At 67.4% G+C, this 24,777-nt stretch carries 26 protein-coding genes and 2 tRNA genes; 25 read left to right on the top strand and 3 right to left on the bottom strand.

Features of this window, described 5'->3' with window-relative positions; genetic code table 11:
* Nucleotides 1–674 (bottom strand): EamA family transporter RarD (rarD, locus tag ACILR4_RS05955; RefSeq protein ID WP_395699921.1); only part of this gene is annotated, 674 nt, incomplete at its 3' end.
* 137 nt (nucleotides 675–811) lie between these two features.
* On the opposite strand from rarD, the gene ACILR4_RS05960 reads away from it, so the two are divergent.
* Entirely contained in the window at nucleotides 812–2,008 is a 1,197-nt protein-coding gene (locus tag ACILR4_RS05960; RefSeq protein ID WP_395699922.1) for a peptidoglycan-binding protein, read from the top strand.
* Nucleotides 2,009–2,031: 23 nt separating this feature from the next.
* Here ACILR4_RS05960 and ACILR4_RS05965 read toward each other — a convergent pair whose 3' ends face one another.
* On the bottom strand, nucleotides 2,032–2,448 hold the full coding sequence (locus tag ACILR4_RS05965) for a YchJ family protein (protein WP_395699923.1): 417 nt from the start codon (nucleotides 2,446–2,448) through the stop codon (nucleotides 2,032–2,034).
* Complete coding sequence (locus ACILR4_RS05970; RefSeq protein WP_395699924.1) at nucleotides 2,441–3,436, bottom strand: GNAT family N-acetyltransferase; 996 nt, start codon at nucleotides 3,434–3,436, stop codon at nucleotides 2,441–2,443. The genes ACILR4_RS05965 and ACILR4_RS05970 overlap by 8 nt, the downstream gene beginning before the upstream one ends.
* A gap of 97 nt (nucleotides 3,437–3,533) precedes the next feature.
* Between ACILR4_RS05970 and ACILR4_RS05975 the strand changes: the two genes are divergently transcribed.
* The 24 genes from ACILR4_RS05975 to ACILR4_RS06090 all read left to right on the top strand — a co-directional run bounded on the left by ACILR4_RS05975 (nucleotide 3,534) and on the right by ACILR4_RS06090 (nucleotide 24,695).
* Entirely contained in the window at nucleotides 3,534–4,472 is a 939-nt protein-coding gene (locus ACILR4_RS05975; RefSeq protein ID WP_395699925.1) for an alpha/beta hydrolase, read from the top strand.
* A gap of 90 nt (nucleotides 4,473–4,562) precedes the next feature.
* On the top strand, nucleotides 4,563–5,846 hold the full coding sequence (tolB, locus tag ACILR4_RS05980; protein WP_395699926.1) for a Tol-Pal system beta propeller repeat protein TolB: 1,284 nt from the start codon (nucleotides 4,563–4,565) through the stop codon (nucleotides 5,844–5,846).
* Between the two features lie 64 nt (nucleotides 5,847–5,910).
* Nucleotides 5,911–6,465, top strand: a complete 555-nt coding sequence (pal, locus tag ACILR4_RS05985) for a peptidoglycan-associated lipoprotein Pal (RefSeq protein WP_395699927.1) — start codon at nucleotides 5,911–5,913, stop codon at nucleotides 6,463–6,465.
* Nucleotides 6,466–6,467: 2 nt separating this feature from the next.
* A complete protein-coding gene (gene ybgF, locus ACILR4_RS05990) occupies nucleotides 6,468–7,268 on the top strand; it encodes a tol-pal system protein YbgF (protein ID WP_395699928.1) in 801 nt (266 codons plus the stop codon).
* 11 nt (nucleotides 7,269–7,279) lie between these two features.
* Complete coding sequence (locus ACILR4_RS05995) at nucleotides 7,280–8,395, top strand: YeeE/YedE family protein (RefSeq protein WP_395699929.1); 1,116 nt, start codon at nucleotides 7,280–7,282, stop codon at nucleotides 8,393–8,395.
* Nucleotides 8,395–9,183, top strand: coding sequence for a ThiF family adenylyltransferase (locus tag ACILR4_RS06000; RefSeq protein ID WP_395699930.1), 789 nt, complete (start codon nucleotides 8,395–8,397; stop codon nucleotides 9,181–9,183). The genes ACILR4_RS05995 and ACILR4_RS06000 overlap by 1 nt, the downstream gene beginning before the upstream one ends.
* Before the next feature lie 75 nt (nucleotides 9,184–9,258).
* Nucleotides 9,259–9,334 (top strand) — tRNA-Lys (locus tag ACILR4_RS06005).
* Between the two features lie 47 nt (nucleotides 9,335–9,381).
* A tRNA-Lys gene (locus tag ACILR4_RS06010) sits at nucleotides 9,382–9,457 on the top strand.
* A gap of 174 nt (nucleotides 9,458–9,631) precedes the next feature.
* Nucleotides 9,632–10,933 (top strand): tyrosine-type recombinase/integrase, encoded by a 1,302-nt coding sequence (locus ACILR4_RS06015; RefSeq protein ID WP_395699931.1) that lies wholly within the window; start codon nucleotides 9,632–9,634, stop codon nucleotides 10,931–10,933.
* 897 nt (nucleotides 10,934–11,830) lie between these two features.
* Nucleotides 11,831–12,556: a DUF433 domain-containing protein gene (locus ACILR4_RS06020; protein ID WP_395699932.1), complete on the top strand. Its 726-nt coding sequence runs from the start codon at nucleotides 11,831–11,833 to the stop codon at nucleotides 12,554–12,556.
* Nucleotides 12,553–12,954, top strand: coding sequence for a hypothetical protein (locus ACILR4_RS06025; RefSeq protein ID WP_395699933.1), 402 nt, complete (start codon nucleotides 12,553–12,555; stop codon nucleotides 12,952–12,954). The genes ACILR4_RS06020 and ACILR4_RS06025 overlap by 4 nt, the downstream gene beginning before the upstream one ends.
* Nucleotides 12,955–13,009: 55 nt before the next feature.
* Entirely contained in the window at nucleotides 13,010–13,846 is an 837-nt protein-coding gene (locus ACILR4_RS06030; protein WP_395699934.1) for a hypothetical protein, read from the top strand.
* A gap of 138 nt (nucleotides 13,847–13,984) precedes the next feature.
* Complete coding sequence (locus tag ACILR4_RS06035) at nucleotides 13,985–14,803, top strand: hypothetical protein (RefSeq protein ID WP_395699935.1); 819 nt, start codon at nucleotides 13,985–13,987, stop codon at nucleotides 14,801–14,803.
* Nucleotides 14,804–14,957: 154 nt separating this feature from the next.
* Complete coding sequence (locus ACILR4_RS06040; protein ID WP_395699936.1) at nucleotides 14,958–15,221, top strand: helix-turn-helix transcriptional regulator; 264 nt, start codon at nucleotides 14,958–14,960, stop codon at nucleotides 15,219–15,221.
* Nucleotides 15,218–15,481, top strand: coding sequence for a hypothetical protein (locus ACILR4_RS06045; protein ID WP_395699937.1), 264 nt, complete (start codon nucleotides 15,218–15,220; stop codon nucleotides 15,479–15,481). Before ACILR4_RS06040 ends, ACILR4_RS06045 begins: the two co-directional genes overlap by 4 nt.
* A gap of 3 nt (nucleotides 15,482–15,484) precedes the next feature.
* Nucleotides 15,485–15,832 carry a hypothetical protein gene (locus ACILR4_RS06050; protein WP_395699938.1) on the top strand — a complete coding sequence of 116 codons (348 nt, stop codon included), beginning with the start codon at nucleotides 15,485–15,487 and terminating at the stop codon, nucleotides 15,830–15,832.
* A complete protein-coding gene (locus ACILR4_RS06055) occupies nucleotides 15,813–16,667 on the top strand; it encodes a hypothetical protein (RefSeq protein WP_395699939.1) in 855 nt (284 codons plus the stop codon). Before ACILR4_RS06050 ends, ACILR4_RS06055 begins: the two co-directional genes overlap by 20 nt.
* Entirely contained in the window at nucleotides 16,664–17,263 is a 600-nt protein-coding gene (locus ACILR4_RS06060) for a hypothetical protein (protein WP_395699940.1), read from the top strand. Before ACILR4_RS06055 ends, ACILR4_RS06060 begins: the two co-directional genes overlap by 4 nt.
* A 24-nt stretch (nucleotides 17,264–17,287) precedes the next feature.
* Entirely contained in the window at nucleotides 17,288–17,788 is a 501-nt protein-coding gene (locus ACILR4_RS06065; protein ID WP_395699941.1) for a hypothetical protein, read from the top strand.
* Nucleotides 17,685–20,792, top strand: a complete 3,108-nt coding sequence (locus tag ACILR4_RS06070; protein WP_395699942.1) for a DUF927 domain-containing protein — start codon at nucleotides 17,685–17,687, stop codon at nucleotides 20,790–20,792. The genes ACILR4_RS06065 and ACILR4_RS06070 overlap by 104 nt, the downstream gene beginning before the upstream one ends.
* A gap of 41 nt (nucleotides 20,793–20,833) precedes the next feature.
* The gene (locus tag ACILR4_RS06075; RefSeq protein ID WP_395699943.1) at nucleotides 20,834–21,328 is read left to right on the top strand and encodes a hypothetical protein; all 495 of its coding nucleotides are present in this window, start codon (nucleotides 20,834–20,836) and stop codon (nucleotides 21,326–21,328) included.
* Nucleotides 21,329–21,389: 61 nt separating this feature from the next.
* On the top strand, nucleotides 21,390–22,019 hold the full coding sequence (locus tag ACILR4_RS06080) for a hypothetical protein (protein WP_395699944.1): 630 nt from the start codon (nucleotides 21,390–21,392) through the stop codon (nucleotides 22,017–22,019).
* 29 nt (nucleotides 22,020–22,048) lie between these two features.
* Entirely contained in the window at nucleotides 22,049–23,227 is a 1,179-nt protein-coding gene (locus ACILR4_RS06085) for a phage major capsid protein (protein WP_395699945.1), read from the top strand.
* A 946-nt stretch (nucleotides 23,228–24,173) separates the two neighbouring features.
* Nucleotides 24,174–24,695 (top strand): HK97-gp10 family putative phage morphogenesis protein, encoded by a 522-nt coding sequence (locus ACILR4_RS06090; RefSeq protein ID WP_395699946.1) that lies wholly within the window; start codon nucleotides 24,174–24,176, stop codon nucleotides 24,693–24,695.
* Nucleotides 24,696–24,777: the final 82 nt, after the last annotated feature.

Raw genomic sequence — 24,777 nt, forward strand, 5'->3', positions numbered from 1 at the left:
AACAGCAGCAGCGGGATCGCGGTGAAGGGGCCGGCCAGCAGCAACCAGATATCGAGGCCGAGGTCACCGCGCGCGAACACGCCGCGCCCGCTGGCGTGGAACCACAGCAGCACGCCGATCGTCAGCGGGGCCAGCACCAGGGTCTCCAGCGTCAGTCCCTCCAGTGCACCCAGGGTCGCGGTCTTGCGCAGCAGGCCGTAGAGGCCGAAGCTCGCGGCCAGCACCAGGGCAATCCACGGCAGCTGGCCGGCTGCGATGGCCAACCACAGCACACCGGCCGCCGCCAGCACCACCGCTGCCCATTGCCAGGGCCGCGGCCGCTCGTGCAGCACCAGGAAACCGAGCATCACGTTCAACAGCGGATTGATGAAATACCCCAGGCTCGCATCAAGCAGCCGGTCATGGTTCACCGCCCACACGTACACGAGCCAGTTGGCCGACAGCAGCAGCGCACTGAGCGTGAAAACGCCCAGCACCCGCGGCTGGCGCATCACCTCGCGCAGCCAGGCAAAGCGCTTGAGCACCGCCAGCAGCACCAGCATGAAGACCAGCGACCACACCGAGCGGTGCGCCACCACCTCCAGCGCATTCGCCTGAGCCACCTGCTTGATGTAGATGGGAAAGATGCCCCAGAGGATGTAGGCCCCGGCGGCGTAGAGCGGTCCGTTTGACATGCAGCGGGCGGCGGGCAGGCGTAAGCTGTGAAGACAGGTGATTGTCGACCTTCTGCCGCGGTCGTCCTTCGGTCGGCGGATGCAGGCGACACGCCGCGCCCCCTAAGCTGTACGCGCCATCACTGCAGGAGCTCTCCATGGCCCATGTGCCCACGATGCTCGGACAGGCCGTCGGCAAAAGCCTGGCCGGGCAGCTGGCGCCCAACAAGACCGAGGACGTGAACAAGGTGCAGGCGCTGCTGAGAAAGGTGCTGGGCTCGACCGCGCCGGTGATGCTGCCCGGTGCCTGCGACCTGAACATGCAGCGCGCGATCCTGGACTTCCAGCAGCGCTGGAGCGACGCCGCCGATGGCGTGGTCGATCCGCACGGCCAGACGCTGAAGCGCCTGGACCGCTTGGCCACGCCATTGGACCTGCGGCCGATCGCGCTGAGCCGCGTGCTGGCGGCGACCAAGGACGGGCGAACGGTGAACGACGGCGGCGGCTACAGCATTGCCGTGCGCACCTGCGACGGGGGACCGCTACCGCCGGTCGGCCGCGGCTATGTGCTGTACCTGGCGATCCTCAACGACAACCAGACGGTCGATGTCACCGGCCGGCCGCTGCACGACCTGATGTGCGTGGACAACCTCGGCGACTTGCTCAACGCGTTCGACCGGTTGCACTGCTGGGGCACACCGGTGCAGTGCCGCGCCCAGGTGCGGCTGCGGGGCGAAGTCATCAGCAGTTCGGCAGCTCAGACCCTGAACGCGCCCGTACTGCCGCACAACGGTCAGTTGCTGCCGCTGGACGAAGCCGGCAATGGTCCGCGCCTGAGCTACCAGGGCGACCCCGAGGCCAAGGACTTCCATGGCCGCATGTTCGTGCAGGTCCCGGGCTTCAAGAAGTGCCTGTTCGTCTACGCGGGCCAGTTCGAACTGCTGGGTGGCAACCGCGGCTTCGACTGCATCACCTATGCGGGCACCGCCTGTGGCGCCGCCAATACGCACATGGCCGATGCGGAGGACCTGGCCGATTCGCTGGGCGCGCTGAGCCTGAGCCTGCCGCTGAAACACACCGATCCGAAGACCGGCCGCGAGACCAGCACCGTGGTCTCGCTCGACGAGGCTGACCCTGCCCACGTCAAGGCCTTCTTCGCCGGCAACACGGCAGGCTACTACCTGATGTGGAGCAACGGCCACGTGGTGCTGGTGGCCAATGGCGAGGTGCACGAGTTCAAGGCCAGTGCGCCCTCGGGCTATGCGCGCACGCCGGTCGCCACCTGGCTGCAGCCCTACAAGACCAAGAAGCTCACGGTGCGCAAGCTGCCGGACAAGCCGGCGCGCGCGGCCTGAAGCCACCGTTTCCCGCGCCGCGCTCAGCCGACCTCGCCGTCGAGGTAGAACCACTGCCCGCCTTCGCGCACGAAGCGGCTGGTCTCGTGCAGCCGATGGGCGCGGCCACCGAGCTTGCTGCGCGCGACGAATTCGACCGTCGCGGTGTCGGCACCGGTGGGCTGGTGGCGCTTGACCTCGAGCCCGAGCCAGCGCAGGCCGGGCTCGAAGTCGAGCTGCGCTGGCCGCGTGCTGGCGTGCCAGGTGGCCAGCAGGTAGTCCGCCCGCTGCATCACGAACGCGGCGTAGCGTGAACGCATCAGCGCCTCGGCATCGGGCGCCTGCAGGTGCTGGTGGCCTTCATGCCAGCGGCCACAGCAGGCCGCGTAGGTCTGGCCGCTGCCGCAGGGGCAGGCGCCGGGGGACTCAGCCCGCAGGGCCGTAGGGGCTCTATCACCCAAGCGGCATCTCCCAGATCTCGCCGACCAGGTCGTGGCCGAAGCTGTGGTGCGGCTCGGTGCCGACGAGCTGGTAGCCCTCGCGCCGGTACAGCGTGCGGGCCGCGAGCAGGTTGCTCTGCGTCCACAGCCGCAGCTTGCGGTAGCCCGCGCGGCGCGCGAACTGCGTGCACTCCGACACCAGCCGCGCGCCCAGCCCGAGGCCGCGCGCCGACGGCTCGATCAGCAGCAGCCGCAGCTGGCCGACACCGGCATCGGGCGCACCGGTGGCGTCGTCGCGCGCCTGCACCAGGAACACGCAGCCGATGTTCTCGGCCTGCCCGCCGGCGCCCGGGCGCTCGGCGATCCAGCAGGCTTCGCGGCGCGCATCGAAGCGGTCGAGGAACTCGGCCGCGATGTGCGCGACCAGCGCCTCGAAGTGGATGTCCCACTGGAACTCCTCGGCATACAGCGCGCCATGGCGGGCGATGACCCAACCGATGTCGCCCGGCCGGTGATGCCGCAGCGTGTAGGGCGGACGCTCGGCCTGGCGGCCGCCGAGCAGGTGCTCGATGGTCTGCATCGCGGCCAGCAGGCGCGGCTGGTCCACGGCCGGCACGCTGGCCAGCACCTCGGCCATCTGCGCCTGCGAGCCCGCATCCACCGGCGCAAAGGCGCGTCGGCCCGCGGCGCTCAGGCTCAGCAGCTGCTGGCGCGCATCACCGGGCGCGGGCTGCAGGCGCAGCAGCTTGCGCGCCTTCATCGCTTTCAGCAGCCGGCTCAGGTAGCCGGGGTCGAGGTCGAGCGTGCGCGCCAGCGCCGCCGCGCTGATGCCCGGTTCGCCGGCCGGCAGGTGCGACAGCTCCCACAGCACGCGCGACTCGGCCAGCGTGAAACCGCTGCCATGCAGGCGCTCGTGCAGCACGCCGATGCGCTGGGTGTAGAAGCGGTTGAAGCGGCGCAGCGCGGCCACTTGCTCGGCAACCCTGTCGGCAGGCGCAACGGTGTTCATCGGTGCATTGTCAATCAGATCATTGCCAAAGGCAATGATCTGGCGCCGGCACCTGCTGGCTACACTGCGCCGCTGCTGCCACCGCCGGAGACCGCGCATGCTCGACCCGCAAGCCAAGGCCCTGCTCGACCTGATCGCCGCACGCGGCCTGCCACCCACGCACGAGCTGACGCCGGAGGAGGCGCGCCGCGTCTATCGCGAGCGGCGCTTCTTCACGCAACCCGATCCGCCGCCGATGGCCGAATGCCGCGACCTCGCGGCGCCGGGCCCCCACGGCCCGATCCCGTTGCGCCTGTACCGGGCCGCGGCCGCCACCACGCCGTCGCCGGTGCTGGTGTACTACCACGGGGGCGGCTGGACCATCGGCGACCTCGACACGCACGACGTGCTGTGCCGCCAGCTGGCGCAGCGCAGCGGCTGCGCGGTGGTGGCGGTGGACTACCGGCTCGGGCCCGAGCACCGCTTCCCCGCCGCGGTCGACGATGCCGAGGCCGCGACGCGCTGGGTGCAGGCGCATGCGGCCGACCTGGGCGTCGATGCCGGCCGCCTGGCGCTCGGCGGCGACAGCGCCGGCGGCAACCTGGCCGCAGTGGTGAGCCTGCTGCTGCGCGACGGCCCGGCCGACGCGCCGGCGCCGAAGCTGCAGCTGCTGATCTATCCCGGCACCGACATGCGCGCCGTCGCGCCTTCGCACACCCGCAACGGCCAGGGCTACCTGCTGACGCAGGACACCATCGCCTACTTCCGGGCCCAGTACATCGCCGACCCCGCGCAGTACGCCGACTGGCGCGCCTCGCCGCTGCTGCACCCGCGGCTGGACGGCCTGCCGCCGGCGCTGGTGCTGACCGCCGGTTACGACCCCTTGCGTGACGAAGGGTTGGAATACGCCGACGCGTTGTCCAATGCCGGCGTGCCCACGCAATACATCTGTTTCGAGCGCCAGATCCACGGTTTCATCACGATGGGCAAACTGCTGGCCGAGGCCGATACCGCCGTGAGCCTGTGCGCCGATGCACTGCGCCGTGCGTTGAGCTGAGACCGCCCGCAAGCGCGGCGCGACCCCTGCCTACAATCCGCTGCGCCTTGCGGCCGGCCCTGCCCCCAACCGCGACTCCGTCATCCCCCGATGCAACTTCAACGACGACGTTTCAACGCCGCCCTCGCTGCAGGCCTTGCCACCGGCCTGGCCGGCAGCGCCCGAGCCCAGTTCAAGGTGGAGATCACCGGCATCGGCGCCACGCAGTTGCCGATCGCGATCACCCGCTTCCGCGACGAAGACCGCGCCGGCCAGGCCGTGTCGGCCATCGTGCGGGCCGACCTCGAGCGCAGCGGCCTGTTCCGCAGCGTCGATTCCAGCGGCGTGCTGGACGAGCGCAGCCAGCCGCAGTTCAGCGACTGGCGCACGCGCGGCGCCGACGCGCTGGTGGCGGGCTCGGCCACGCGGCTGCCCGACGGCCGCATCGACGTGCGCTTCAAGCTCTGGGACGTGGTGAAGGGCGAGGAGACGCTGGGCCAGGCCCTGGCGGTGAACCCGGCCGACCTGCGCCTGGCCTCGCACCGCATCGCCGATGCGGTGTACGAGAAGCTCACCGGCGAGCGCGGCGTCAATGCCACGCGCATCGCCTACGTCACCCGCGCCGCCAAGGTCTTCACGCTGCGCGTGGCCGATGCCGACGGTGAAGGCGGCGAAACCGCGCTGACCAGCCCGCACCCGATCATCTCGCCGGCCTGGTCGCCCGATGGCCGCAAGCTCGCCTATGTCTCGTTCGAGACCGACAAGGCGGTGGTCATGCTGCAAGACCTGATCAGCGGGCAGCGGCGCCAGGTGGCCAACTTCAAGGGCTCGAACTCGGCACCGGCCTTCTCGCCCGATGGCCGTTCGCTGGCCGTGACGCTCTCGCTCGACGGCATCGCCCAGCTGTACCTGATGGACCTGGGCAGCGGCGAGAAACGCCGCATCACGAGCAGCAACGCCATCGACACAGAAGCCGCGTTCTCGGCCGATGGCAGCCAGGTCTACTTCGTCAGCGACCGGGGCGGCGGCCCGCAGATCTACCGCGTCGGCCTGAACGGCGGCGCGCCCGAGCGCATCACCTTCAGCGGGGCCTACAACATCAGCCCCTGCGTCAGCCCCGATGGCCGCACGCTCGCCTACGTGGCGCGCGACGGCGGCGGCGCCTTCCGCGTGATGACGCAGGACCTCGCCGGTGGCAGCCCGCTGTCCGTCACCGACACGACGGATGACGAAAGTCCCAGCTTCGCCCCCAATGGCAGGCTCATCATGTACGCCACGCGCGCCAACGGGCGCGACGTGCTGATGACCACCACCCTCGATGGCAAGATCCGGACGCGCCTGTTGTCCACCGGCCTCGATGTGCGCGAGCCGGCCTGGGGCCCGTTCATGCGTTGAACCGGGCTTGCCGACCGCGTTGACCAGCCCGCTGGGGCACCCGAAAGGACCGAAGGAGCCGAACATGAGGATTGCATTGCGCAGCGCCGGCCTGTGCCTGGCGGCGGCCGCCCTGCTGGCGGGCTGCGGATCGAGCGTCAAGCTCGACGACACCCCCGTGGTCGACGCCAAGGGAAAGCCGGTCAATTCGATCCCGCCGGGCCAGGAACTGACCAAGCCGCAGACCGCCGGCACCTCCGACTCGAAGGTGGCCGCGATCTCGCTGGAGCGCACGCCGCCGACGATCGCCAACCTCGGCCGCACGGTCTACTTCGACTTCGACAGCTTCGTCGTGCGCGAAGACTACCGCTCGATGATCGAGGCCCATGCCCGCCTGCTGGCCGCCAACAAGGGCCGCCGGATGCGCGTCGAAGGCCACACCGACGAGCGCGGCGGCCGCGAATACAACCTGGCGCTGGGCCAGAAGCGGGCTGAAGCCGTGGCCAAATCGCTGGCGCTGCTGGGCGCGCCCGATGCGCAGATCGAGGCCGTGAGCTTCGGCAAGGAGCAGCCGGCGGTCGAAGGCCATGACGAAGCCGCCTGGGCCAAGAACCGGCGCGCCGAACTGAAGGATCGCTGATGATGAGGCCCCTGTCCGGACCCTGGCGCGGCGTCGCGCTGGCCTGCTGGCTGCTGTTCGCCGCCGGCGGCGCGCGGGCCGCGCTGTTCGAGGACGACGAGGCACGCAAGGCCATCCTCGACCTGCGCGCGCGCCTGAGCGCGGCCGATCAGGCCAGCAAGGCGCAGGCCGAGAGCCTGGGCGCGGCGAATGCCCGCCTGATCGACGAGGTGCAGCAACTGCGCCGCAGCCTGGTGGAGCTGAACCAGCAGCTCGAAGCCCAGCGCGCCGAGACCGCCCGCCTGCGCGGCCTGCAGGAGCAGGTGCAGCGCGACGTGGCCGAACTGCAGCGCCTGCAGAAGGACAAGGAAAAAGGCCTCGAGGAACGCATCAAGAAGCTCGAGCCCACGCAGGTCAGCGTCGACGGCAAGGAGTTCATGGCCGACCCCGACGAGCGGCGGGCCTACGAAGAGGCCATCGCGGTGCTGCGCAATGGCGACTTCGACCGGGCCGCCGCGGTGCTGTCGGGCTTCGTGCGGCGCTACCCGGCCAGCGGCTACATCGATTCGGCGCGCTTCTGGCTCGGCAATGCGCTGTACGGCAAGCGCGACTACAAGGAGGCCATCGCCACCTTCCGCGCGATGATCGCCGCCGCGCCGGACCATCCGCGCACGCCCGAAGCGATGTTGGCGGTGGCCAACTGCCAGGTCGAGATGAAGGACATCAAGGGCGCGCGCCGCACGCTCGACGAGCTGCTCAAGACCTACCCGAAATCCGAGGCTGCCAGCGCCGCACGTGAGCGCCAGGGCTCGCTGAAAGGCTGAGCCGGACCGACATGAGCGACGCTGAGTTGCATGCGCTCGGCACCCAGGTGCTGTGGGCGGCCTTCGTGCTGGCACTGGGCTTCGGCGCCATTGCGCAGCGCACGCATTTCTGCACCATGGGTGCGGTGGCCGACGTGGTCAACATCGGCGACTGGAGCCGCCTGCGCATGTGGGCGCTGGCCATCGGCGTCGCGATGCTGGGCTTCAACGCGATGGTGCTGCTGGGCTGGCTGCGCGCGGCCGACAGCGTCTATGCCGCACCGCAGTGGCTGTGGGCATCGCAGATCAGCGGCGGCTTGATGTTCGGCTTCGGCATGGTGCTGGCCTCGGGCTGCGGCAGCAAGACGCTGGTGCGCGTGGGCGGTGGCAACCTGAAGTCGCTGGTCGTCTTCGTCGTGCTGGCCATGGCCGCGTTCGCCACGCTGAAGGGCATCACCGCGGTCGTGCGCGTCAACAGCGTCGACCGGCTGGCCTGGCAGTTGCCCGCCGGCCAGGACCTGCCCTCGCTGGCCGCCTGGGCCTTCGGCGGCAGCGCCCAGCGCCATGCCGGCTGGCTGGGCGCGCTGTGCGGCGGCGGGCTCGCGGCCTGGGCGCTGGCGCGGCGCGAGGGCCGCTCGGGCACCGTGCTGCTGGGTGGCATCGGCATCGGGCTGCTGGTGGTGGGGGCCTGGTGGGTGTCGGGGCGCCTGGGCTTCGTCGCCGAGCATCCGCAGACGCTGGAACCCACCTTCCTGGCCACCAACTCGCGGCGCATGGAAAGCTTCAGCTTCGTCTCGCCACTGGCCTATGCGCTGGACTGGCTGATGTTCTTCAGCGACAGCAGCAAGCTGCTCACGCAGGGCATCGTCATCGTCGCCGGCGTGGTGCTGGGCAGCGCCGCGGTGGCTCTGGTCACCGGCAGCTTCCGCTGGGAGGGCTTCCGCGGTGTCGAGGACACGGCGAACCACCTCGTCGGCGCGGTGCTGATGGGCGTGGGCGGCGTCACCGCGCTGGGCTGCACCATCGGCCAGGGACTGTCGGGCGTCTCGACCCTGTCGATCGGCAGCTTCGTCGCACTGGCTGCCATCGTCGGCGGCGCACTGCTGGCGCTGCGCTGGCAGGTCTGGCGCATCGAGCGGCAGGCCTGATGAACGCGATCGACGCAGCGCTGGCAGCGCCCGATCTCGAACGGCGCTTCGGCGGCCTGCGTCGCCTGTACGGCGAGGCAGGCTATGCACGCGTGCGCGCGGCCAGCATGGCCGTGGTCGGCCTGGGCGGCGTCGGTTCGTGGGCGGTGGAGGCGCTGGCCCGCAGCGGCGTTGCGCAGCTGGTGCTGGTCGACCTCGACCATGTGGCCGAATCGAACATCAACCGGCAGGTGCAGGCCCTCGACTCCACGCTCGGCATGGCCAAGGCCCAGGCCCTGAAGCAGCGCATCGCCGAGATCCATCCGGGCTGCGTGGTGCACACGGTCGAGGAATTCGCCAGCGCCGACAACTGGCCGGCGCTGCTGCCGGTGCCGGTGCAGGGCCTGATCGATGCCTGCGACCAGTCGCATGCCAAGCTGGCGCTCGCGGCCTGGGCACGTGGCAGCGGCACAGCCTTCGTCACGGTGGGCGCGGCCGGCGGCAAGCGCGAGGCGCAGCGCGTCGAAGTGGCCGACCTGGCCGACGCCACCCACGACCCGCTGCTGGCCTCGCTGCGGCAGCGGCTGCGCAAGCAGGGCGCACCGCGCCAGGGACGCATCGGCGTGCGCTGCGTGTTCTCGCGCGAGAGCGTGGCCGTGCCGGCCGATGCGGCCTGCGCCGCCGACGGCAGCCTGAACTGCCACGGCTATGGCTCGAGCGTCACGGTGACCGCCACCTTCGGCTTGGTGGCCGCGGGCGAACTGCTGCAGCAATGCGTCGCCCGCGACACGATCAACACGAAGGCTTGAACTTTCGAAAAATCCCGTGCTAGAATTTTGGGCTCTACCGGGGTTGCAGCAGCAAACAAGGTTGCCGCATCCAGCGGGTTGTTAGCTCAGTCGGTAGAGCAGCGGACTTTTAATCCGTTGGTCGTGGGTTCGAGTCCCGCACAACCCACCAGTACGTCACCTCGTTAGAATCGCGCTTCGTCAGGCGACAAGAATTTCGGGCTCTTAGCTCAGTTGGTAGAGCAGCGGACTCTTAATCCGTTGGTCGTAGGTTCGAATCCTACAGGGCCCACCAAGACAGCCTCCGCCAGGGTGCGCGAAGGTCCAAAAACCCCTAGAGAATCAATGCTCTAGGGGTTTTTTGTTGTCCGCGTTTGTCCAGTACCGTCCGCCGACAGCCACCCCTTCGTGCGGGTAACTTTGCGGGTAACTCACCTCGAACGGGTAACTGGCCGCTAGAGTTACCCGCATGGCGACTCTCACCGACAAGGCAATACGGGCTGCGCTGCTCCAGGCCCAGCGGGAAGACCGGGCATTGCGAGTGGCCGATGGCGATGGCCTGGTGCTGGAAGCACGCCCCACCGGTGTGGGCTGGTGGCGCTATCGCTATCGGCACGGTGGCAAAGAAGGCATGCTTTCGCTGGGCATTTACCCGGCCGTCACGCTGGCGCAGGCGCGCGAACGTCGGGACGACCTTCGGCGCCAGGTGGCATCAGGGGTGAACCCCAGCTCCGCCCGCAAGGCCTCCAAGGAGGACGCTGCCATCAGGGCCGAGCTGCAGCGCCTGGTCGAGGCTGGCGAAGCCCTGCCAGGCAGCTTTGCTGCCGTGGCGAAGGACTGGCTCGCGCTGGGTGCTACGAAGTGGGCCAGCAGCTACGCGAGCAAGGTGAAGGCGCGGCTCGAACGCGATGTGCTGCCCTACATCGGCAGGCGGCCGATCGCCGAGATCACAGGCGCCGAGCTCCTGACAGTTCTACAGCGCATCCAGGCGCGCGGGGCGATCGAGACGGGCCACCGGGCATTGCAGGAGTGCTCGCTCGTGTTCGAGCATGCCATGCCTGACCTGGTGAAGTTCAACCCGACGGTCGGGCTGGCCAGGAAGCTGCTGCAGCACACCAAACGGCACTTTCCGGCGATCACAACACCTGTGCAGCTGGCGCAGTTCCTTCGCGCTGCAGACGGCTACACCGGCACGCCAGTGGTGCGCTGCGCCCTCAAGCTGCAGGCGATGCTGTTCACTCGACCGAGCGAGCTGCGCCTCGCCACATGGTCCGAGTTCGACCTCGACGCGGCGACCTGGCTGGTCCCGGCAGCCCGCATGAAGCGCAGGAAGGACGGCAAGGTCAATGGGACCCCACACCTGGTGCCGCTGCCACACCAGGCTGTCGAGCTACTGCAGGACCTGCACGCGCTCACAGGGCATCAGCCCTGGGTATTCTTGGGCGAGCGGCACAAAGACAAGCCGATCAGCGAGAACACGGTCAACGCGGCGATGCGCGGCCTGGGCTTCGACATGGAGACGGTGACGGGCCACGGCTTTCGGGCCACGGCTCGCACGCTGTTAGCTGAAAGCCTCGGAGAGCCCGCGCACGTGATCGAAGCGCAGCTCGCGCACGCCGTGCCGGACAGCCTTGGCCGGGCCTACAACCGCACGCAATGGATCGACATGCGCACGGCCATGATGCAGCGCTGGGCAGACTACCTCGATCGATTGCGAAAGGGCGCAGACGTTGTGCCGATCGATCAAGCGGCGCGAGCCAGCACCGGTTGAACTCCCAGCTAGACCAAGCATATGACGCCCGGCCTCGTGCCGGGCGTTGTCCTTATAGCTTCCAGGATGAGCGAGCAAGTTCAGAGCTATGCGGGTCTTTAAGCCCAAGCGAAGCGGCAAGCCCGTCGGTATTGGGGTGAGGTGCGGCGGGTTTCTTTACGCGCGGCAAAACAGCATTCACCATGCAATTCAAAGTCGGTGAACTGATTTTGGGCCGGGGACGGCGGGGACAAGCCGGGAATTCAGTCTGAATCCCATGGCCTGACAAGCACTTACACCAGAAATTGCGGCCGGGGACAGTGGCGGGGACAGCCGGGGACAGCGGGGACAAGGAAGGGTGGAAGTTGACCCTTCTCTCTTCTCTCTCTCCCTCCCTCCGATCTGTCGACCGACGCGCCCCAGGGGGGGTGTCAAAAGTCTGGGACGCTCGAAGGCGGGACCGGCATCTCAGGTCGATTTTTGTCCGCGCAGGTTGCAGGGGTGGGGGGTGTCGGTGGCCTAGTCAGGCGGCGACCGTGGCCTCACCGGACAACGGCCTGGTGAGGCGGGTGGGTTTCGACGGCCTCGCGATAACAGGTCGGCATCGAGTGCATCCCGAGCCGGACCGCGGTCCGGCTGGCCGCGCAGCTCGGATCCCGCGTCGCCGGGCGTCTCCGTCTCGCTGCCCGCCAACGCAAGCCGACCAGGCGGTGTATGCCGCCACGGGACCGGAGCCATCCTTCCGCACGCGCTTGCGCACGCCGTTGGAAAGCTGGCGCGAGGAGGGCGCCCGCCCTCCTCAATCGGCCAAGCGGCATGGCGATAGGTTCGCAGTGCAGGCGTCTGCACTGCGCCAGGTCTACACTTGCCGATTCAGGCGAAGGGGCGCGCGATCGGCTGCGCCCCTTGGGAGAGAAGGTGCATCGCATGTCGCTCGCGGGTCTCGGGCTGTACTCGTTGGCCGAAGCTGCGCGATTGATCGGGTCGGAGGCCCGTGAGATCCGTCGTTGGATCGTGGGCTATGACTACTCGTCTCCGGCTGCGGGGGGTGGGCGCTTGCGGCGTCATTCATCGCCCTTGTGGTCTTCGCAATACGCAGACGATGCCGAGCTGGCGTCCCGGGCCATCGGGTTCCGGGACCTGCTCGAACTGCGCGTGGTGCGTGAGTTCGTGACCGCTGGCGTGCCGTTGCTCGTCGTGCGCCGCTGCCTGGACACCGCGCGCACGCTCTTCGGCGGGCCCTACCCCCTGACGACACGCAGATTTCTCACCGACGGCCGGACGCTGTTCATGCAGGCAGTGAGGGATGACGGCGAGCAAGACTTGCTCGATCTGCGGAGCCTTCAGTACGCCTTCAACGACATCATCAAGCCCTCGCTCTACAGCGGCATCGAGTACGAAGGGAGCACCGCGCGGCGCTGGTTCCCTGAGACGGCCAGGCGGGCTGTGGTGCTGGATCCGGCCGTCCAGTTCGGGAAGCCAGTGCTGGTGCATTCGGCTGTTCCCACCGAGACGCTGTTCGCGGCCTACCAGACCGAAGGCGGCGGGCCTACAGCTGCTGCGACCGTCGCCCGCATTTATGAGGTGCCGACCAAGGACGTGCAGGCGGCCGTGCGATTCGAGACCGAGTTGCAGGCAGCTTGAAGTTCCTGTTCGACGCCAACATGCCGCCCTCGTGGCCGCGAGCCATCTCGGCCTTGGTTGTCGGCAAGGATGCAAGGGTGTCGGAGGTGACTCACCTGCGGGACAAGTTTGATCCATCGACACCTGATGAACAGTGGCTGCGCACGTTGGCCGACGAGGGCGACTGGGTCGTGGTCTCGAAGGACGGATTCAAAAAGTCCGACGGGGAGAAGCACCTGGTGCACCGCGCCGGCCTGGCTGTCTTCGTGCTCGCGCCGGCTTGGGCGAAGCAAAAGCACTGGGAGTGCACCGTTCAAATCATCAGGTGGTGGCCGAAGCTGGTCGATACGGCTGCGCTTGCAAGGGCCGCCCTGCGCGTTCCGTGGAACGTCACATCGAAAATGGACAGCATCCGTTGATTGGGTCTCGGGCGTAGCCGCACGGCACCGTGCCGGCCCACGGCTGGGAGGACCCATGTCGCACGAGGAAGACTTTCTGCGGGAAAACGCCAACAAGCACTTTGTGGCGCTGGCCTATCGAGTGACTCCGCCTGGCGGGTCACCTGCTGAAGAATTCGCATCCTGCTTTGTTGTCGAGATCGAGAGCGATTGGTACCTGCTCACCGCTGGCCACGTGATCGAACGACTGAGAAGGCTGAACGTCGCGGGCGCAGTCCTATCTGCCGGGCGCCTGGTCGACGCCTTCGCCGGTACGTCCTTCCCGCCATTGCCCGCCGATCTGAACCTTGATGACTGGGCGACGATCGACGACGACGAGACCGGTGCCGACTTTGCAGTCGTACCGATCGACGCATTCACTCGCAGAGGTCTGGCCGCTGCAGGCGTGATTCCGCTCGGGGATCAGTATGTGGGTGCCGCTGACTTTGCGCGGTACCGACAGACTGTACTTGTGGGGGTTCCAGCCGAGTCGTACTCGGTGCGCGGGAGCGTGGGCGCGATGCGCCTGGTGATGATTCCACTGACGCAGCAGGCCCCGACACCGGACATGCCGGACAAGCCCGGGACCACTCTCGGTCGCATGGCGCCGAGTCCCCAGGACCCACAGCATCGCGTCGAAAGCGTGGGCGGGATGAGTGGTTCCCCGGTCTTTGGCATCGTGTATGAGAACGGCGCTCCGGCCGCGTACTGTCTCGTAGGCATTCAAAGTTCATGGCATGCCCCGTCGCGCATCGTGCGCTTCTGCCCCATGACCTGGTTCATCGAGTCAATGCACGAGGCGCTGGCCAAGGTGCGCAAAGCAATTGAAGCAGCTGACCCGCCCGCGTCGCCTCCAGATCGAAGCGACTCCTGAGCGTAGCGCTCGCGGGCAAGCCTCATCGAGGCTACGATTGCGGAGCACCGCGCCGGCGGGCCGCTGATCACGGCTCGTATCCCGGCGCCCCGCCTGGCGGCGCGGTGCGTCCAAATTGCGGGGCATCGGGGCGCATCCATGGAATCGCAATTCGAATCAGCGGCGTCGGGCCACGATGCCGATCGCTGGGGCACTGAGTGGCTTGATGCCGCGCGGAGCGGCAAGCTGGTGCGGCTGGCTGACGTGGTACGTGCCAGGCGCACTGAATCTGGCATCAGCTCGACTCAAGCGGCGGCAGTGGTTGTCCACGAGCTGGACGAGTTGCTGAACGCTGGCCTCGATGGCCTGTATTCTCTGGACCCTGCCGGATGGCCAGTGGCGCTGCAGAGTGCAGACGTCTGGATTCCGTCGCCACTGAATCCCGATGGTGAAGGTTCACCAGCCGGCGATTGGCGATGGCTGTCGGGATCGTCTGAATGGGTCGAGTTCGACGATGAGCACAGCCTCTATGGTTCTTTCCGGGACAAGGACGGGTGTGCCGTGGCCGAGCGAGGCGCCGAGGGCCTGCGGCAGTGCTTGGCGCATTGGGCGATGCATGTCACCAGCGACTCGGACCTTGATCGAGGTGCCGCGGCGCACATTGCAGTGACTGAGGCTGTCGCCGCGCAGCTTGGGTGCGCGCCCAATGTCGTGGAGTTGCGTTTGGTCGATGCCAAGCCTGAGAGCAAGGCAGAGAACGACGGCGGCAAGAAATGCCTCCCGACGGCGCAGCAAGCGTGCGCCGATTTGCTCTTGCGACTTGACACCCTCAGAAAACAACCCGGGAGACCAAAAACGACGGCGATCATCGCTGCCGAGTACGGGGTTCACGTCGAAACCGTTAGGCGCTGGGAAAAGCAGGCCCGCAAGCAGTCCGCCGGGGCGATTGGCGGGGTGGTCAGCAGCTTGACAAGGTAGCGACTCGCCCCGACGAGTGCGGCATTACCGCCGCACCGGCGGGCCGCACGTACCTATGGGATCGAACTGCCGCATCGTTGCTGCATTGATGCAGCAGGGGTACGGCCGGCATATTTCCGCCATCGCTCACAAGAGCTTGGCGGAGTGCAAGAGCATGCAACTGGTCAGCAATGGCGCCCCGGTCGTTCAACGCGACCAATACCTGCGCTTGCCTCAGGTGGAGCAGATCACTGGACTGAAGAAGTCGACCATCTACCTGCTGATGCGTCGCGGTGAATTTCCGAATGCCGTAAAGATCACAGCGCGTTGCACTGCGTGGCCAGCATCGCGCGTGTACGAATGGGTCCAGGATGTGAAGGACCGGGCGTCAGCCGCTGAGCCACAACGCGGCCTATCTGGCTTCGAGTCGCGCGCATGAGCAACTTTCGTTGGCTCGGCCTCGATCTGCGGTCTGCTGCACTTGTCACCGCCTATAGCGTGGTGCGTGAGCAGTGGCCACGCACCCAGGTGTACTGCACCGTTCGCGGCGAAGGGCCCAACGTGCTGGATGCGACGGCGGCATTTCACCTGCCGGGCATCCTGCGCGTGACCCTGCGCTACAGCGGCGAGCTGATCGCCCAGTCGAGGCCAGGGCAGCCCACGGTGCTCGACACCTCCCTGTTCCCCGACGATCGCTGAGCCGTGGCATTCGAGCGCCTGGCCAGCATGCAGCTGGCGCTGCAGCGGTACATGCCGCCTGATCGTGCCGCGGCAACCGCGAAGGAAGCCGGCAAGGGCACGCGAGGCGAGCTGTGCTTGCGTCTGATGGCGCCACCGGGCGCAGGCCTGCAGCAGTTGATTCAGCACATGAATCCGCAGGAGGTGCTAACGGCAGCGCTGTACGGGTGGCGGCCGATCGGTATCGAGGTGCGCATCCGGCAGCGCAGCGAGTTCGTGGACCTGGTGCAGTTCACGCTGTTCGATCGCACCAGCGCTACCGCAGATGCGGAGGCAACGGATTGTCGACCTGATGCTGCCCCAGGTCCGTGATGACAAATCGCGGCGGCGAGATCTCAACCTGGCGAATCCACCCGAGCATGGCAAAGGTCACGGCATCGGCCTTGGTCAGCTCACCATCATTCAAACGATCATGAATCTCGAGGAAGCGCCGAAGCTCGGCAAGGGTGTACTTTCCGATCATGGTGGTGCGGTCGCAGTTGTCGACCGCGACAGCCTAACTGACCTGATGGCGCGCTCATGTGGGCGTCGCCCGCGCAAGGCCTTACACTTGCATCGCCCCTGCACATCAGGGGTCGGGGGTGAGAGCCCGAAAACACAGGCGCGCGGCCGCCTCAAGAGCGGCCTTTTTCATGCGCGACGCATCGCCTTGGCGGCGCCGATTTCAATGGCGGCCCGGGCGGGGGAGCCTTCGGGCTCGCCGGTGCCTGTGTTCCGGTCTCTCAACCCCGCTTTGGGCCGCCACCCCCGGGTGAGAGCGAGGGTGGCGGTGATTGACCGCTACACAGGAGCCGACACCATGGCTGGTAATCCCTCGGGCGCTTCCGCCCACTTCTCCCTTTCCCGATTCCCTTCGCAGACGCCTGTGCACCACGCACCGGCGACCTCGCGCAGCCGGCGCTTGCACGGCGTGTTCTCCCTGGCCGGCGACCAGGCCGCCGCGATCTACAGCACGCGGCGCGGCGGCGACGCGCAGGCCGTGATGCTGGAAATCGGCATCGGCAACCAGCGCCTTTCCGGCGCGCTGACGCCGGGCCAGGCGCGCGCGATGGCGCGCGCGCTGCTCGTGGCCGCAGAGGCGGGCGATTTCACGCAGCAACGCGCGCGGGGCGAGCGCGCTGCATTCGCCAAGGGAGGTGCACGATGAACGCGCAAACGAATGTCCCGGTTGTGGTCGCCTATGTGGGTGACGCCCCAGTCGACCTGTCGCGGTCGGTTGAGAGCCTCAATACACGCCTGCAACTGCTGTTGCTGAGCGGCATCGACGCGATCAATGCGGACGACAACGACACGCAGGATTGCACGCGCACCGCAGGTCTTCTGGCGCTAGAGCAAGCCTCGGCGCTAGCGGGCATGTTGGAGCCGGCGATGCGCATGGCCGAACCGGTCGCCGGCTGGAAGGACCAGGTCGAGGCGAAGCACGACACCTTGGGGCATGCGGCCACGGCGAATCGCCTGCGAAGGCTTATTGGGGCAGGGCTGGCTGCAGTTCGCGAAGGTTCTCTTACCGACGTTCAGTGGGCGGGCGTGCATGCGTTCGAGGAGGCCCTGTCCACGGCAAGTGTTTTGCATGAGCGGCTGATGGTTTGCGTGCCGTCCAGATCGCACGTTGCAAAGGACGCACACGAATCGCCGATCGCCCGGCAGCGAAATCGAATGCCGAAGGACAGTCCTGCCCGCGGCGTCGTCAGTGTTGTCGCGGGCACAATGAATCAACGTGGCGGCGCCCACAGGGCTCTGTAGGCGACCATGCCGCACACGCAAGCAATGCGGTTGGCGCTGGTCGAGCTGGATCGCCAGTTCCAGGCCTTCGGGCTTCCAGGCGGACACGCCTGGCGATCGATCGCAACAGAGGCGCTTATTAACTCCACCCGGGAACTCGATTCCGACTTGCCAGGCGCCCGGGCGCGATCCACCTTCAGGCAAAGGCGCCCCTTCACTGCGCAACCCATTGAAGAGGTGTCGCGCCGACTGCTCGAAGGCGGCATGAACATCGGCGGACCGGAGAGTCGAGTCGGCGTGGATGGTCTGACCATCAGCCACGACGTATCAGTCGGTGACGCACTTGAGAGCCTGGGAATTGCCCTGTCTCAGATTGGCGGACTTTTCGCTCTCTTCGCTGTGGCGGCCCAGGGGGGCGGCTTCTTGCCTCGGCTGGCGGACAGTGCCTCATCCGGCCTGGAGCTCTCTGCAATCGCTCGAGGCTACCTCGCCGTGGTGGAGGCCGCAGCGGATGCGGACAGCTTTGACGTCAAGTCGAAGAGCTGATTGCGGCATGGCGAAGCATCGAGCAACTAGCTGGAACCGACGCGCCACGGCCGATCTGGTGCGCAGTGCGCTGGCCAGCGTGCCGTCCGACGTGGACCGAGACACCTGGGTCCGTGTCGGGATGGCCATCAAGTCCGAGCTGGGCGCTGACGCGGGTTTCGATCTGTGGAGCGAGTGGAGCGCACGCGGCGAGTCGTACAAGCCGCGCGACGCCCACGATGCCTGGCGCAGCATGAAGGCCAGCGGTGGCACGACGATCGGCACGCTGTTCGGCATCGCCAAGGATTACGGGTGGCAGTTCCCGGACACTGAAGCCGCATCGCAGGCGCCTGCAATGGAGTCGGCGAACCCCGCGGAGCTGCAGCGCGCGGCGGATGAGCGCCGACAGCAACGCGAGGCCGAGGCAGCCGAGTACCGGCGTCGTGCCGATCAGGCTGCACGCGACGCCCAACGGCTGTGGGATGAGGCCTCGGACAGCGGCGATTCGCCCTACCTGCGGCGCAAGCACGCACGGGGCTACGGTGTGCGCTTCCTGCCCGACGGCACGCTGCTGGTGCCGATGCGCAACGGCTCTGGCGAGTTGCAGAACTTGCAGCGCATCGCGCCCGAGAAGCCTGCCAACGGATCGCCGGAAAAGCGGTTCTTGCCTGGCGGCCGGAAGTCGGGCCTGTGGCACCAGCTGGGCACGCTGGACGGCGCGACGGCGGTGCTGCTGGCCGAAGGCTACGCCACGGGTGCGACCGTGCACGAGGCCACAAACCAGGCCACGGCGGTGGCCTTCGATGCCGGCAACCTGGTGCACGTGGCCCGTGCACTGCGTGAGCTGCTTCCTCGCGCAACGCTGCTGGTATGCGGCGACGACGACCGCGCGACCGAGGCCAGGACCGGCCGCAACCCCGGGCGCGACAAGGCGGCTACTGCGGCGCGCGCGGTGGCCACCGAGAACGGGCCCGCTGGCGTGGTTCTGCCCCAGGGCCTGGCCGAGGGCGGCACCGACTTCAACGACCTGGCCGTGCAGCTCGGCCTGCAGGCGGTGCGCGACCAGGTGCAGGCAGCCCTGGCAGCGCCGGCCGTGCCAAAGCCCCGGCGAGGCGGCAAACCGGCCCCTGGCAGCGCGAACGATGATGAGGACGATGGCGAGGGTGGGCCGCCCGACGATCGGGGCCCCAGCTTCGACCTGTTCGAGCTGGTGACCGATGATGACGGGGCATCGGCGCGCGACCCTCGATGCAATCGCCCTGGCGTCTGGTTCTGCCCGCCGGCCGATGGCGAGGGCAACCGCAAGCGCCCGAGCTGGCTGTGTGCGCCGCTGCACGTCGAGGCGCTGACGCGCAACGACGACAGCAATGGCTGGGGCGTGCTGCTGGAGTTCACCGACCCCGACCGGCGCCGGAAGTCCTGGGCCATGCCGCTGGCACTGCTGAGCGGCGAAGGCGCCGAATGGGCTGGCCGACTGCGCGACATGGGCCTGCGCATGGCACCCGGCCGAGGCGCCCGCAACCTGCTGGCGCAGTACCTTGATACGCGCCACCCTGATCAGCGCGTGACTTGCACCGATCGCGTGGGCTGGCACAACGGCGTGTTCGTGCAGCCGTCGCGCTGCGTGGGCGAAGAGAGCGCCGGCCGGCGCTATGTATTCCAGACCGATGCCGGCATCGAAGACACGTTCCGCCAGGCCGGCACTCTGGCGCAGTGGCGCGATGGCGTGTCCTCCTGGTGCGCCGGCAATTCGCGCCTGGTGTTCGCGGTGTGCTGCGCCTTCGCGGGCCCGCTGATGGGCCCGCTGTCGATCCAGACCGGCGGCTTCCACCTGGTCGGCGATTCAAGCCTGGGCAAGACCACAGCGCTGCTGGTCGCCGCGAGCGTGTGGGGCTCGCCGAAGTTCAAGCAGCAATGGCGCACGACCGACAACGCGCTTGAAGCGACGGCATCGCAGCACAGTGACTGCCTGCTGATCCTGGACGAGATCGGCCAGGCCGAAGGCCGAATCGTCGGCGAGTGCGCGTACATGCTGGCCAACGAACAGGAGAAGGGGCGCGCCACCAGGGCCAACCAGCTGCGCCGCCGACGCACCTGGCGCCTGCTGTTCCTGTCATCGGGCGAGAAGGGCCTGGCCGACCACATGCAGGAGGCTGGCAAGAAGCCCAACGAGGGGCAGCTGCTGCGCATACCCTCGGTGCCCGCTGATGCCGGCGCCGGCCTGGGCATGCTGGAGCAACTGCACGGCGAGGCCGATGGCAAGGCGTTCGTCGACAACATCACGAAGGCAGCGGCACGCACCTTCGGCACCGCGGGCGTGGCCTGGCTGGAGTGGTTGGCGCAGCACCTGACGGAGGTGGAAAGCCGGGCGGCGAACATCATGGGCCAGTTCGAAGCGCAATGCGTGCCCGAGGCCGCGCACCCGCAGGTGCGCCGCGTGGCATCGCGCTTCGCAGTGGTGGCTGCAGCGGGCGAGCTGGCCACCAAGGCAGGACTGACCGGGTGGGAGCTCGGCGAGGCGGTGCGCGCCGTGCGCAGCTGCTTCGAGGCATGGCTGGCCAAGCGCCGGCACTTGGGCAATGGCGAGCACTACGCCATGGCTTCACAGGTCAAGCAGTTCCTGGAGACGAACGGTGACGCTCTGTTCACACCGATGCATCGACTCACCGACGACCATCGCCCGAACACGCCGCTGCGCGTGGGTTTCCGGCGCCTGGTGGATTCGGAGGGCACGCCGATCAAGCTCGATGCCGCGCAGGACTACATCGACAAGCGCAGCAAAGAAGAGCTGCGCGCCATCAACGGTGGCGACTGGCAGCACTTCTGCCTGCCCGAGCAATTCAGGCGTCAGGTGTGCAAGGGCTTCGACGCTGACCAGGTCGCACGTGTCCTGCGCGATCGCGGTCACCTGATGACCGAGGGTGACCGGCTGACGGTTCGCCAGCGCATCCCCGGCATGGGAGACAAGGTGTCGGTCTACCTGGTCAAGCCGTCGATCTTCGGCGACGACTTCGAGGATCTGTGAAGAGTCCGGCCCAGCCCACTACCGAGGGACGGCCGGACACCATGACCGGACGCGCCGAGCATGCTGCGCGCGCTGTCGAGGGCCTGCGTGACGAATGCCTGCGTGAGGCCGATGGTGGGGCGGTGCTCAAGGCGCTGCACGCCTGCCTGCACAACGCGCTTCCTGTCCCTCGCTGGCTGGCAGACGAGTTCTCGCGCCGCGTGCTACGTGTGACGGATGCCTGCGTGGGGTCGTGGGATGAGGCGTTTGGCCGGCCCTGGCCAAAAGGCACTCGCCTTGCCGACGTCCGGACTCGCCGGCGACAGGTAGGTGCAGTGCATGCCGCTGTGCTTCAGCTCGCCTCGGAGCGCATGCCCGACGGCAGCTTCCGTCCTATCAATCGCGACCTGTTCGAAGAGGCCGGCGAACGGCAGGGCATCCACGTCTCTGGCGCCACTGCCGAGCGGCGTTACAGGGAAGCCCTTGAGCAGGGACTTCCCAACGCTGTTGACCTGCGCGCGGCCTGGCTCTGTCGATCCTCGGATCACCCTTCGTAGTTGAGGACGCTTACGGGGAAGTCGGAATCCATGATGCCTCCCGCCAACACAGGAGGTATTGATGGAACACCTGAAAGAGCACCCGGCGCACATCGAAGCCAAGGGCAAACTGGATCGCCTGAACGCGGCATTCGCAAAGGTCGACGGCCGCATCGCCGAGATTGACCTGCAACTGGCCTCGGCACAACCCACGCCGGGCGCAGCTGATGACCGGTTCGTCGGCGCGGCGCTGAAGTTCGCCGAGTCCGGCGAAGTGGTGAAGTCGTCTGCCATCGTCACCAGCTTGACCGAGGAGCGGGCAGAGCTGCAGCCGCAGCGAAGCGCCCTCACCCGGGCAATCTTGGCCGCAAGCGATGAGCTGGAACATGCCGCCCGCAACGTGAGCGCAGGCGTCTGTAAGACGTTGAAGGCGCAGCATCAGCAGATCGTGCGCAAGCGTGTCAACGCGCTGCGCCAGTTGCACGCGATCGAGTGCGAGGAGCGCGCGTTCCTGGCTGAGGTGCGTGCCCATGGCTACGAACCCCGATTCGAGGACACCTTTGCCACGGCACGCCAACACCTCGGCAGTCTCGATGAGCGCGATTCGCTGCTGTGGCGGGCCGAGCGTGACGCGGCCTGGTATGCCGACATGGACGCCTACGAGGGCCCTGGCGAGCCGAAGCCGGTTCGCCTTCAGCCGCGGACCGCCTGATCACAGCGACGCACAAGGAGCACAGCAACATGGAAACGATGACCCAACTGCGCGCGCGCATGAACCACCGTGCGACCGCCGCACGCGCGCTGCTGGCGGACCAGGGCGACCGGAAGTGGACACCCGCCCTGCAGAGTGCATTCGACGCGCTGATGGAAGACTACGACCAGGCCAGCGAGTCCCTGGAAGACATGAAGGTCGCACGCGAGGTTCGCGCGCGGGCACAGGCCCAGACCGAGGCGCTGGAACTCTTCATCCGGTGCCACTCCGAACACTACACGCCGGCTGTCGCGGCCAAGATCAAGGCGGCGATGAGCACGACCACCGGCAGCGAGGGCGGCCTTGTCGTCGGGTCAATCGTGGCAACCGAGTTCACCGACGCCATCAAGGGCTACGGCTGGATGCGCCAGGTGGCCGAGGAGATCACGACCGGCCGCGGCGAAGCCTTCAGCGTGCCGGTGTCTGACGGCACCGACGAGGTTGGCGAGCTGCTCGGTCAGAACGCAGCCGCGTCACTGCTGGACGCCGACTTCGATGTTCGGCTGGTGCCGGTCTACAAGGTGGGCTCGAAGGTCTTCAAGGTTCCGTTCGAGCTGCTCATCGACTCGGCCGTTGATGTGGTGCAGCTGGTGCTGCAGCGCGCGCGCGCCCGAATCGGCCGCAAGCAGAACCAGCTGTTCACCACCGGGACCGGCACCAACGAACCGACGGGCATCGTCACTGCCTCTTCGGTCGGCAAGGTCGGCGCCAGCGGGCAGACGACCACGATCCTCTACGACGACCTGGTGGACCTGGCAGACTCGGTGGACGAAGCCTCGCTCGGCATGCCCGACGCCCAGGAAGGCGCACCCCTGGTCAAGAGTGGCTGGATGATGTCGCAGACCACGCGGAAGGTCGTTCGCAAGATCAAGGACACAAACGGCCGACCGGTGTGGCTGCCTGACGGTGATCAGGGTGCCGCGTACTTGATGGACTATCCGGTGTTCATCAACAACGACATGCCAGCGCCGGCCGCCAGTGCGAAGTCGGTACTGTTCGGCAATCTGGCGAGCTACCTGATCCGCGATGCACTTGCGCTGCAGCTCTTCCGCCTGTCGGACTCGGCGTTCTCGCTGAATGGCCAGGTGGGATTCATGGCGGTTGCTCGCGCCGGAGGCAACCTGCGCGACGTGACCGCGGTGAAGCACTACCAGCACTCCGCCACCTAGGGGCCGAAGCGAGCGATCGAGGCGAGAGTGCTGCCCATAGCTTCGTTCGCGATGCACCTGGCAGGCATGCCGGGCATGCGCTCTCACCCATGGGCGGCATGGCGGCGATCGAGGGGTCGCTGTGAGGCGGTTCACCGTCGGTTATGGCCGGCTGCACACCGCGCCCTCACACTGCAGGAGGTAGATGAATGTCCAAGAGGATCAAAGGCCCATTCTTTCCCGCGGAGTTGCGCGCGGCCATGCAACGCGAGCGCGATCGGCGTGAGGCCTCAGCCGAGTGGGCCGCCGCTGCTCAGCTAGCGGCCGATGCCGGCAATCCCGTGGAAGCGCTGCCGGCTGCGCTCCTGATGGCCCGATGCGCAGCAGTCGAACTGGAGGCCGTGCGACAAGGGGGCAACAGTGCAGGAACCGGCTCGACCACGTCCGCACACCGCGCTTCGCAGCGCAGACGTCTACAAGACCTGACGCAGGTCGAGGACACACGATGAAGCCGCGGCACAACGCGCCGCCCTCCCGGCCCGGCATGACGCTAGCTGTGATCGGTCCATGCGTCCCCGATGGAGAGTTGCACTCCCCTTGGTTCGATGTGCAGGGCCGCATGTCGGGCCTTTGTGTCTCGCTCAACATCGGAGTTGGCGAGCCCGGCGCGACTTGTCGCGTCTAGGCTGAGCAAACCCGAATCGGGCTGAAGGATGCCTGCCCGACGCGCTCAACGAGGCCGGGAATATCTCGATGATGGCGCTAAAGGCATCCACCGGATACCAAGCAAAAGGCGCGGCCGCCAGGAGTGCTGCGATCGAGGCGAGAGTGTTACCCATAGCTTCGTTCGCGATGCGCCTGGCAGGTATGCACGCCTGCAGCGGCTGATGGGGCATCAACCGTGATGGCAAGCGAGCCGGATGCGCGAGCGTCCGCTATAGGTCCCTACACCTTCGAGGAGTTACGTATGGCACTCGATGTCAAGTTCAAAGGCCTGAAGGCACTTCAGGCCGCACTCGATACGCTCCCCGTCAAGGTAGAGCAGACGATCTTGCGCAGCTCCCTTCGAGCCGGGGCGAAGCACCTACAGACTATCGCGAAGAGTTCGGCCGCCTTCAACGATCAGTCTGGTCAACTCCGCGCATCGATTCGCGTATCCACGTCCAAGCAGGGGAGCAAGCTCACGGCTTCTGTCATAGCAGGCGCAAGCAAGTCAAACAAGGCTCCGTGGTACGGGGTCATTGTCGAGAGAGGCGCAAAGCCTCACGAGATCAAGGCACCGCCCCACAGCGCGCTCCAGTTGCCGGGAGGCAAGCAACTGGCGCGCGTGCAGCATCCTGGGTCTGCGCCACATCCTTTCATGGTTCCCGCCTTCGACCAAGGGGGGCAGGGGGCCGTGAAAGCAGTTGCTGAGCACATGCGAAAGCGTCTCGCGAAGAAGTACGGCCTGGAAGTGCCGAAATCAGACTCGGACGGCCTGGCGGACTGAATGCGGACTGATGTCTGCCCGTCCCTTGGTGGTGGCTGGTATTGATGTGGCCAAGGCTCCATGTCGGCCAGACGCGCACGCA

The sequence above is a fragment of the Aquabacterium sp. genome, from assembly GCF_044226965.1.
Classification (GTDB): Bacteria; Pseudomonadota; Gammaproteobacteria; order Burkholderiales; family Burkholderiaceae_C; genus Pseudaquabacterium.